Below are 8,020 nucleotides of genomic sequence, written 5' to 3'. Positions count from 1 at the left end.
GGTGCTGCCGGTGCCGCTGGCGCCGCTGCCAAGGCCGGTGGCGCTTCGAAATGGCTCGGCCCGCTGGCCGGTATCGCTGCCGGTGGCCTGCTCGCGTCCATGTTCATGGGCGGCGGCTTCCAGGGCATGCAGATCTTCGACATCCTGATCATGGCCGTGATCGCGTTCGTGATCTTCCGCTTTATCGCCGCCCGTCGACGCAAGCAGCAGGAGCATCTGGCTCCGGCCGGCGCGCCGATGCAGCGTGAAGTGTTCGAACAGAAGCCTGCTGCCATGGGTTCGATATTCGGTGGTTCGGCGGCTCCGGTTGCCGCTCGTCCGGTAATCAACGCGCCAGCCTGGTTCAACGAGCAGCGCTTCCTTGAAGCCGCACGCAGCCACTTCCAGTCGCTGCAGCAGCACTGGGACGCCAACGAAATGGACAAGATCGCCGAGTTCGTGACCCCGCAAATGCTCGACTTCCTCAAGCGTGAGCGCGCGGATCTGGGCGACGGCTTCCAGTCGACCTACATCGACAACCTGCAGGTGCAGCTGGACGGCGTCGATGATCGTGCCGACAAGACCATCGCCACCCTGACCTTCAGTGGTGTGTCGAAAACCTCACGTTTCGACCAGGGCGAAGTGTTCAGCGAAAGCTGGAACATGGAACGTCCGCAGGGCGACAACCAGCCTTGGCTGGTGGCCGGTATTCGTCAGAACGGCTGAGCCTTGCTGCGCTGAACCTGCGACCACGAAAACCCCGGACTCGTCCGGGGTTTTTCTATTTCGCGGTTGCATCTATAGCGAGCTACTGTATAAACCGGCCCATATAAACCGCGCCATTCAAGCAAGAGGATCCCGGACGTGGAAGAAATCATCGAACAACTGCGCGAAGCCAACGAACCCGTACCGGTTCCTTTGGAATTGCCTGACGAAGACCAACTGGTGGAGATCGAGGAAGAACTGTTCATCAACATTCCGTTCGTCTTCAAAGAGTTTCTGCTGACCGTCAGCGATGTGGTGTTTGGCAGCCTCGAGCCGGTGACCGTCACCGACCCGCAATCGCACACCTACCTGCCGGAAGTCGCGGCCAACGCCTGGGATATTGGCGTACCGCGCGACCTGATCCCGATCTGTCAGGACGGCTACAACTACTACTGCGTTGAAGAAGACGGCACCGTGGTGCTGTGGTCCGGCGAAGAAGAGCTGATCACCGAAGAGTCCTGGGAATCGGTGTGGCACTGGGCGCGGGACGTCTGGCTGGAAAGCTGATCTGCCACACGTCCCGGTAGGTCAGTGCCCCGACGACTCCTTGTGGTTGTCGAGGGTTTCCAGCAAAGCCACCTGCATCCGCGTGTGCACGCGGATGAACCAGCGCCAGAGCAGCGCCGCCACGGCGGCCGCCACCACGGCGATCAGCACCAGCAACTTGTTGGTCGGCAGGATACTGGCCGACAAGGCTGACAACAGCAGGAAAATCACCAGCAGCGAGAGGATCGGGATCACTTCGGCGATCACCCGGCGCACTCGCTGCGTGTGACGACCGGCCATTTCCGGCTTTACCCCCATCTCTGCCAGCAGCATCGACAGCGCCTTGAGCTTGCGATACGCCGCGATCAAAAACGGCAACGACACCAACAACGCCCCGCCCCAGATCAACGCCTTCTGCCAGCTCGGATCGCTGACCCAGTCTTGCAATGAGGTCGATATACGCTCGGCGAAGTAGGCCCCGGCGAAGAAGATCGCAATCACCAGCGCCAGATTGACCCCGACCTGCAACAGGATTCGCCTGATCATCGACGCCAGCATCGCGCCCTCGCCCTGCGGCTGAATGCTGCGCAGCCACTCGCCGTACATACCCAGAACACGCCCCAGGCGCTTGGGCACAGCGGCGGACAACTTGATCGACAGCGGATCGGCGGCACGAATCAGATACGGCGTCAGCAGCGTGGTAATCACCGACACGGCCACAGCGACCGGGTAAAGGAAGTTGCTGGTGACCTGCAGGGTCATGCCCAGCGCGGCGATGATGAAGGAAAATTCGCCGATCTGTGACAGGCCCATCCCGACGCGCAGTGAGGTGCGTCCGTCATTGCCGGCGATAAAAGCACCGAGGCCGCAGGACAGCATCTTGCCTAGCACCACGGCGACAGTGATCACGGCGATCGGCCAGGCGTATTCGAGCAGAATCATCGGGTCGAGCATCAGACCGATCGCCACAAAGAAGATCGCACTGAACAGGTCGCGCACCGGTTCGATCAGGCGCTCGATTTTCAGCAGTTGCCGCGACTCGGCCATGATCGCACCGATCAGGAAGGCGCCGAGCACCATGCTGTATTCAAGTTTGACCACCAGCAGGCAGAACCCGAAACACAGGCCCAGCACGGTGATCAGCAACATCTCGTTGCTGTCGAATCTGGCGACGTAGGCCAGCAGGCGCGGCACCAGCAGAATGCCAATGACCAGCGCGACAATCATGAACAGCGACAGCTTGCCGACCGTGGAAAACACCTCGCCGGAACTCACCGTGCCGCTCACCGCGATGCTCGACAGCAACGCGATGATGCCAATGCCGAGGATGTCTTCGACGATCAGCACCCCGAAGATCAACTGCGCGAAACGCTCGTTTTTCATCTTCAGGTCATTGAGCGCCTTGACGATGATGGTGGTCGAGGAGATTGCCAGGATCGCGCCGAGGAACAGCGAGTCCATGGTGTTCCAGTCGAACCAGCGGCCGATTTCGTAGCCGATCCAGATCATCAGGACAATTTCGAGGAACGCTGCAATGAAGGCCGTGGCGCCGACCTTGAACAGCTTGCGCAGGCTGAACTCCAGCCCCAGGCAGAACATCAGGAAGATCACCCCCAGTTCGGCAAGGGTCTTGATGGTTTCTTCGTCGTGGATCAGGCCGAACGGCGGGGTGTGCGGACCGATGATGAAGCCGGCAACGATGTAGCCGAGTACCACAGGCTGCTTGAAGCGATGAAACAGTACCGTGACCACGCCTGCGACCAACATGATCACTGCCAGATCCTGAATAAAGCTGATGGCATGCATGGCGTGGCCTCCTTGTATGACGAGACTCGCGGACAGACGTCAGAACGGTCTGGGCGAGGTGAGAAAAATCCGCTTTTCACGTGGGAATTGCCCTTGGGCAGGGCCTTTTGCAGGTTAACACCGCGACTTCCGCCTGGAAGGCGGTGCAATATATGGAAACAGAACGATTCCGGCGTGACGGCGGCCTGTCGCCCGGCGTCCCGATAACGGTGCTTTTGAAAAGCGACCAGGCACCCGCAGAGGTGCTTTCAGCCACTCAGCCTTGATCCGTGAGAACGTTATGGAACCCGGAAACGCCCAGCTGTCGATGACGGTATTGATGACCCCCGACATGGCCAACTTCTCTGGCAATGTCCACGGCGGCACCCTGCTCAAATACCTCGACGAAGTGGCCTACGCCTGCGCGAGCCGTTATGCCGGCCGCTATGTAGTGACCCTGTCGGTTGATCAGGTGATTTTTCGCGAGCCGATTCACGTCGGCGAGCTGGTGACCTTCCTCGCGTCGGTCAACTACACCGGCAACACCTCAATGGAAGTCGGCATCAAAGTGGTGACCGAGAATATCCGCGAGCGCTCGGTGCGCCACACCAACAGCTGCTTCTTCACCATGGTCGCTGTCGATGACCAGCGCAAACCGGCGGCAGTACCGCCGCTGCAACCGCAGAACAGCGAAGACAAACGCCGCTACATGCAAGCGCAGCAGCGTCGGCAGATTCGCCAGGAGCTGGAGAAGCGTTATCAGGAGATCAAGGGCGACGCCTGATCAGCCCCTATTGATGTGGCTTGATAGATAGCCTTCGCGAGCAAGCCCGCCCCCCCATTGGATCTGTGCGGTTCACCAAACCAATGTCGGAGCGGGCTTGCTCGCGAATGCGCATGACGCGGGCTACAGACTGATGGCTGTCGCCTCGAATTTCACCCGTGGGTGCGCAATCCGGTCCTGTGCCCGCACCAGTTGCAACTCATAACTGGCACACGCCTGCGTCTCCAGCAGCACTTCATGCACCGCCGCTGCGGTGAATTCAAACGCCGCTACCAGGCTGTCCCCGAGCAGCACCCGCGCCAGGAACAGACCGGACGTCAAATCGCCCACCCCCACCGGCTGCCGCGGAAACGCCAGCAACGGCCGGCGCAAATGCCAGCTGCCGTCAGCGGTGACCAGCAACATCTCGAAGCCATCCGCCGGCTTGCCCGGGTAATCCAGATGCTTGACCAGCACCGCTTTCGGGCCGCGGGCCAGCAGGGCTCGCGCCATCGCCAGGCAATCGAACAGCGACTGCGGCTTGCGCCCGGAGAAGCTGTCCAGTTCCAGCTGATTCGGGCACATGATGTCCGCCACAGCGGCCGCCTCTTCCAGCAGGAAGTCACTGACCTCGGTCGGCACACTGCAGCCCTTCTCCGGATGGCCCATTACCGGGTCACAGAGATACAGCGCCTTGGGATTGACCGACTTGATGCGCTCGACGCCGCTGAGAATCGCCCGCCCTTGCGCCGCACTGCCGAGATAGCCGGACAGCACCGCATCGCAGTTGCCCAGTTCGCCGATGGCAGCGATCCCTTCAACCAGTTCGGGGATCTGTTGCGGTGCCAGCACTTCACCGGCCCACTGCCCATATTGAGTGTGATTGGAAAACTGCACGGTGTTGAGGGGCCAGACATTCACCCCGACCCGCTGCATCGGGAAAACCGCAGCGCTGTTGCCGGCGTGGCCGAACACCACATGGGACTGGATGGCGAGCAGATGAGGCGTACGTTTCATTCGGGTCATTCCGTAAAACGATTGAAATTCAAGCCGCGCAGTATGCGACGAAACGCAGCCTGTACGACAGGCCGGCGACGCAGTTAAGCTGACGCTATCTTTTGGAGTCCCCTGTCGATGCTGACCCTCGAAAACATCTTCGTGTTGATGCTGTTCGCCGCTGCCGGCGCATGGCTATGGCACAACCACGGCTTGCGCGAGCGGGCGCTGGAGCGGGTCAAACAGCATTGCATCAACGTTGGCATCGAACTGCTGGACGGTAATGTCGCGCTGAAAAAGATTGGCTTGATCAAGGATGCCAGCGGTCGCCGACGCTTGGCGCGGGTGTATAACTTCGAATTCACCGTCACCGGCGAAACCCGCCACAACGGCACCATCACCCAGTTCGGCGCGCACAGTGCACAGATCGAACTGGCGCCCTACCCGGCGCCGTTCGACGATACGCCGCCGGTGGTCGAGGTGCACAAGCCTCGCGCGGAAGTGATCGAGCTCAGTCAGTGGCGCCAGGAACACACCAAGTGGAAGCCCTGAGTCCCGTCTTGTGAGCTTTTGAGTCTTAGCTTGTCCGCGCACGCGCCAGACCGGCCTGCAATGCCCCGACTTCCTGTGGCTCACTGAAAATCAGCTCGATCCGCGAATCCCGCCGCCATTCGCTTGGTTGCCAATTCAATTCAGCCCGGTCCAGCGCATTCGCTGAAACCCAGCCCGCGACGCTGTGGATAACCAGTTTGGCGCGTTTCCACTCCAGGCTTGCCAGCCAGTCGGCGATTCGCTGGCTGTCGAACGTTTTCCCCGGGTGCCAACGCCAACCCACGCTCCAACTGCCCTCCAGGGCCTGGCTCAGACAGATCGGTTGCGTCGGATCACTCCACACCGTTGGCATGGGCGCCGGGCCGTTGGGCACGATCAGGCTATCCGCACCCGCCGTCGCCCGTGCGGTCAGGCCCGGCAACTCGCTCAGGGACACCTGCGCCTGCTGCGTCCAGAGCAACCGCACGGGCGGCAGTTGTGCGGTTATCTGCCCGCGCAGGCGCTCATCAAGGTTTTCAGCCTTGTTCAGCAACAGTAAACCGGCGCCGGCCAGAGCCTCCTGTTGCGCTGCCGCTAACGGTTTTCCCGCCGCCAGCGCCTGAGCGTCCAGCACCAGAACACACGGCTGTACCGCCAGCACGCCGCGCCACGGCGCTTCACTCAACTGCCTGAGCAACTGCGCCGGATGACCCAGCCCCGACGGCTCGATAAACAGCCGATCCGGCTTTGCCTTGCGCAGCAAGCGCCCGAGCCCGATCTGGAACGGCGCACCATTGACGCAACACAAACACCCCCCGGCCACTTCGCCCAGTGCGATACCATCGGCGTCACGAGTCAGCAGTGCGGCATCAAGGCCGATCTGGCCGAACTCATTGATCAGCACCGCCCAGCGCTCCCCGTCCGGGCGTTGCGCCAGGAGCTGGCGGATCAGGCTGGTCTTGCCCGCCCCCAAGGGACCGGCGATGACATGAGTTGGAATGTTCTGCAACATGGCTGGCATTTTCTGAGGAGGTTGAAGATGCGTTGGGTGGGATGGTCGTTGCTGTTGATGCTGCTGTCGAGCGAAGCGTTGGCTCAGGCCTGTGTCGTGCACAGTCAGGGCGAGCGGCTTGATGTAAAAGTCTGCCAGCAGAACCGCAACATCCCGGCCAAGCTGTTCAGCGATGGTTTCTGTCAGCCGACCCTGGCCGGACAGAAAGTCGAGGTGCAGTACGTCGATCAATGCCCCGCCGGCGCCTTTGGTGTGTGCAGCAACGCGCAAGTCGCCAATATGCCTTACCGCCAGGATATCCACTATTACGGCGTCGCCACTGATGCAGCGTATCTGCAACCGTATTGCGAAGGCCAGAGCCAGGGCTCCTGGCTCAAACCTTGAGCGCTTAACCGAGCCAGTCGAGGGTCAGCATCAACCGACGCTCGCCCGGCGATAATGCCGGCGAACGATGAATCAAGCCAAAGCCCTCGTTGCCGTGCCATTTTTCACCTTTGAGCAGCGCGACGTGAGCGCTGCCCAGTTGCTGGATCTGCGCGCAGTCCTGCGGCTCGGCGTCGGCCTGCCCCAGTTGAGTACGGTCCATGGCGCCCTCGGTGAGCCACTGACTGCCGACGCCGGCGTACGTGGTAATCAGGCGCACCGGCACATGGTCAACGTGGAAGCGTGGGCACATGGCCTTGTCCAGTACCCGCAGCCGCAGGCCGATGCGCCGCGCACCCAATAAACAGGCAAATGCACTGACCAGCCATCTCAGGTCGGCGATAAAGCTGTCGTAGCCTTCCAGGTCACGAAATCCTGCGGCCAGCCCGGCAAGGTCAGGCTCGGCGTCCTCCTCGGGCAATTCCAGGCACAGCGACTCCGCCAAGGGTTCATTGCGCGAAAGCAGCAGCCCGGCGAAATCGGCAATGTGCAGCGGCAGTTGTCGCTGCCAGACCGCGAGGTTGATGTCGTCCTCCAGGATCCGCGCCAATGCATTGGGCGTCGGCCCGTGATGCGGATAACGCGCGCGGTTTTGCAGCTGCTTGAACGCGAGCATCAGGCGGCCTCTTCGTGCCAGGGGCCGAACGGATCCGCTAGCAATTGCCAGCCCTGCGCACCGAGTGCCATTTCCTCATCGCTCAGCAGGCAGTCGTCCAGATCCGCCGAGAGCTGGGCGAAGTCGATGTTCTGGCCAATGAACACCAGTTCCTGACGACAATCACCGACGCTCGGCGTCCAGTTCTGCATGATCGCCTGGGTGCTTTCCTGATCCTGCGGCCACTGGGATTTCGGCACAAAACGCCACCAGCGACCCGCGAAGCCATGACGCATCAAACCGCCGGCCTGCGACCAGCTTCCGGCATCCGTGGGTTTGCTGGCCAGCCAGAAGAAACCTTTGGAGCGCAGCAGTTTACCGTTCAGCCACGGACGGTCGATGAAGTTGAAAAACCGCTGCGGGTGAAAGGGCCGACGCGCACGGTAGACCGTTGACGCGATGCCGTACTCCTCGGTTTCCGGCACGTGTTCGCCCCGTAACTCCTGCAGCCACCCCGGTGCCTGCGCGGCTTTTTCGAAGTCAAAGCGACCGGTGTTGAGGATCTTCTCCAGCGGCACTTCGCCCATCACCATCGGGATGATTTCAGCGTGAGCATTAAGGCGTCCGAGAATGGCCATCAGTTCATCGCGATCACCTTGGCTGATCAGGTCGATCTTGCTGATCA

At 61.2% G+C, this 8,020-nt stretch carries 10 protein-coding genes; 5 read left to right on the top strand and 5 right to left on the bottom strand.

Translation table 11 applies throughout. The features are described from left to right. Together DBR24_RS24195 and DBR24_RS24190 are read left to right on the top strand one after the other, a co-directional pair. Positions 1-705: Tim44 domain-containing protein (locus DBR24_RS24195; protein WP_256591791.1), on the top strand; the 705-nt coding region annotated here is incomplete at its 5' end. Between the two features lie 138 nt (positions 706-843). Next, complete coding sequence (locus DBR24_RS24190; protein WP_123470006.1) at positions 844-1,251, top strand: SMI1/KNR4 family protein; 408 nt, start codon at positions 844-846, stop codon at positions 1,249-1,251. Between the two features lie 21 nt (positions 1,252-1,272). On the opposite strand, the gene DBR24_RS24185 is transcribed toward DBR24_RS24190, so the two are convergent. Next, positions 1,273-3,036, bottom strand: a complete 1,764-nt coding sequence (locus DBR24_RS24185; RefSeq protein ID WP_123470007.1) for a cation:proton antiporter — start codon at positions 3,034-3,036, stop codon at positions 1,273-1,275. A 280-nt stretch (positions 3,037-3,316) separates the two neighbouring features. On the opposite strand from DBR24_RS24185, the gene DBR24_RS24180 reads away from it, so the two are divergent. Further along, entirely contained in the window at positions 3,317-3,799 is a 483-nt protein-coding gene (locus tag DBR24_RS24180; protein WP_003229693.1) for an acyl-CoA thioesterase, read from the top strand. A gap of 123 nt (positions 3,800-3,922) precedes the next feature. Here DBR24_RS24180 and pdxY read toward each other — a convergent pair whose 3' ends face one another. Beyond that, positions 3,923-4,795: a pyridoxal kinase PdxY gene (gene pdxY / locus DBR24_RS24175; RefSeq protein WP_128615994.1), complete on the bottom strand. Its 873-nt coding sequence runs from the start codon at positions 4,793-4,795 to the stop codon at positions 3,923-3,925. A 117-nt stretch (positions 4,796-4,912) separates the two neighbouring features. On the opposite strand from pdxY, the gene DBR24_RS24170 reads away from it, so the two are divergent. Continuing rightward, positions 4,913-5,326 (top strand): DUF3301 domain-containing protein, encoded by a 414-nt coding sequence (locus DBR24_RS24170; protein WP_123470010.1) that lies wholly within the window; start codon positions 4,913-4,915, stop codon positions 5,324-5,326. A gap of 25 nt (positions 5,327-5,351) precedes the next feature. Here DBR24_RS24170 and DBR24_RS24165 read toward each other — a convergent pair whose 3' ends face one another. After that, positions 5,352-6,317: a GTP-binding protein gene (locus tag DBR24_RS24165; protein WP_128615993.1), complete on the bottom strand. Its 966-nt coding sequence runs from the start codon at positions 6,315-6,317 to the stop codon at positions 5,352-5,354. 27 nt (positions 6,318-6,344) lie between these two features. Between DBR24_RS24165 and DBR24_RS24160 the strand changes: the two genes are divergently transcribed. Further along, positions 6,345-6,701 (top strand): NADH:ubiquinone oxidoreductase, encoded by a 357-nt coding sequence (locus DBR24_RS24160; protein WP_128615992.1) that lies wholly within the window; start codon positions 6,345-6,347, stop codon positions 6,699-6,701. 4 nt (positions 6,702-6,705) lie between these two features. Here DBR24_RS24160 and DBR24_RS24155 read toward each other — a convergent pair whose 3' ends face one another. Together DBR24_RS24155 and DBR24_RS33545 are read right to left on the bottom strand one after the other, a co-directional pair. Further along, positions 6,706-7,356 (bottom strand): DUF1826 domain-containing protein, encoded by a 651-nt coding sequence (locus DBR24_RS24155; protein ID WP_128615991.1) that lies wholly within the window; start codon positions 7,354-7,356, stop codon positions 6,706-6,708. Beyond that, positions 7,356-8,020, bottom strand: a 665-nt coding sequence (locus tag DBR24_RS33545; protein ID WP_256591790.1) for a GTP-binding protein, incomplete at its 5' end; no start/stop codon positions are given. The genes DBR24_RS24155 and DBR24_RS33545, both read right to left, overlap by 1 nt.

The sequence above is a fragment of the Pseudomonas sp. HMWF006 genome (assembly GCF_003061205.1).
Lineage (GTDB): Bacteria > Pseudomonadota > Gammaproteobacteria > Pseudomonadales > Pseudomonadaceae > Aquipseudomonas > Aquipseudomonas monsensis.
Note: the sequence above shows the minus strand (reverse complement) of the source record. Positions and strands in the feature narration are given on the sequence as shown.

Coding starts and splice junctions, on each gene's coding strand:
- DBR24_RS24185 (WP_123470007.1), bottom strand. CDS start 3,036: ATGCATGCCATCAGCTTTATTCAGGATCTGGCAGTGATCATGTTGGTC.
- DBR24_RS24180 (WP_003229693.1), top strand. CDS start 3,317: ATGGAACCCGGAAACGCCCAGCTGTCGATGACGGTATTGATGACCCCC.
- pdxY (WP_128615994.1), bottom strand. CDS start 4,795: ATGAAACGTACGCCTCATCTGCTCGCCATCCAGTCCCATGTGGTGTTC.
- DBR24_RS24170 (WP_123470010.1), top strand. CDS start 4,913: ATGCTGACCCTCGAAAACATCTTCGTGTTGATGCTGTTCGCCGCTGCC.
- DBR24_RS24165 (WP_128615993.1), bottom strand. CDS start 6,317: ATGTTGCAGAACATTCCAACTCATGTCATCGCCGGTCCCTTGGGGGCG.
- DBR24_RS24160 (WP_128615992.1), top strand. CDS start 6,345: ATGCGTTGGGTGGGATGGTCGTTGCTGTTGATGCTGCTGTCGAGCGAA.
- DBR24_RS24155 (WP_128615991.1), bottom strand. CDS start 7,356: ATGCTCGCGTTCAAGCAGCTGCAAAACCGCGCGCGTTATCCGCATCAC.